The organism is Paenisporosarcina sp. P4_D4 (genome assembly GCF_056401835.1).
The window spans coordinates 1-1,422 of record NZ_JBFUIO010000289.1 but is presented as its reverse complement, the minus strand read 5'-3'; the positions used below and the strand labels follow the sequence as shown (position 1 = coordinate 1,422).

The 1,422-nt window shown below is 34.3% G+C and carries 2 protein-coding genes; both read left to right on the top strand.

Going from position 1 to position 1,422, the window contains the following annotated elements:
• A partial coding sequence (locus tag AC1DSL_RS18205; protein ID WP_477533331.1) for a hypothetical protein occupies positions 1–194 on the top strand: 194 nt, incomplete at its 5' end.
• A 40-nt stretch (positions 195–234) separates the two neighbouring features.
• Entirely contained in the window at positions 235–1,251 is a 1,017-nt protein-coding gene (locus AC1DSL_RS18200) for a hypothetical protein (protein WP_477533330.1), read from the top strand.
• The last annotated feature ends 171 nt before the right edge of the window (positions 1,252–1,422 follow it).

Sequence of the window (1,422 nt, the reverse complement as noted above, 5' to 3'; positions counted from 1 at the left end):
GATTTGTAACTGAACCTGCTGAAGGTGATATCGTAGCTGCTGCTGGTGGTTACAAATTAAAAACTACTGCAACACCACCTGCAACTGGTTTTAAAGCAAAAGTCGTAAAACTTGAAACAGTTGGTGGAGCTTTAGCTGTAAACGTTACTCAAACTGCTACTACTTATGTAGTATTAGAAGTTTTATCTGTTTAATTAATAAATTATAACTTAAAATTATTGGAGGAAAATTATAATGACATCTAAACAAGAATTAGTAAAAGTATGCGTGGACTACGTACGTAACCCACAACAAGTATTAAACTTTTCAGAAGGTAAGGATTTTGACACTCAATTGCGTGAAAAGTTTTTCAACGTTCTAGAAGTAGAAAAAGTAAATCGTAAAACAATGCGTAACACTCACAATCGTGAACTAGTATTTGAAATTTTAACAGAAGTAATTGCTGAAGGTTTCTTAAAAGGCGTGGAAGAAGATGAATTCTTCATGCAGTTTGCTGAAATCAAAAACATTGCTCGTGGAGATTTAAACGAATTCTATTTAGAAGATGACGCTATCTTGACTGTATCTCAACATTCAGGTAACCACTGGAATATCCGCAGACAAAAATTAGAAGGCGGTACAAAATTCTCTGTCGATACTAAAGCATACTCTGTAGGTGTTTACGCTGATTTTGAAGCTTTCATGACTGGTCGTGTTTCATTTGCTCGTTTAGTGGCTAAAGTCTCACAAGCATTGAAACTTAAAGTATACGAAGAAGTTGCAGCTACATTCGCTTCTACATCTTCTCAATTACCTGCTGAATTCGTTGCAACAGGTACTTATGCTGAAGATAAGTTAATTGAATTATACCAGCACGTTCGAGCTGAAGCTGGTAACGCTATCGTAGTTGGTACTACAAAAGGATTATCAACGATTATTAATGGAGCAAGTGTAAACTGGATTTCTGAGGAAATGAAAGTCGACAAAAATACAAAGGGTCGTATTGGGATTTATAACGGAATGACTCTTGTTGAGTTGCCAGTTGTGCACAAAGCTAATACTTTCGAATTTGCTTATGACGACAAACAAATCTTAGTATTGCCTACAACTGGTGATCAATTCATTAAAGTTGTTTATGAAGGTGATGACTACATGAAGCAAACTGAAAACGAGCAAGAAAATAATGATATGTCATTTGAATACCTATACCTTACAAAATTTGGTGTGAAAACAGTATTCAGTTCATTATTTGGTATTTACACTTTATCTTAAAATTAAATAAACTATAAACTTTTAGAGAGAAGATGTTTATCATCTTTTCTCTTTTTTGAATAAAAGGAGGAAATAAACAATGGCAGAACAAAAGACAAGAAATACACGGAAACCACGCACAGCCACAAATAAACCTATTAAAGATTCTGAACCAACTGTTCAAGCAGTAGA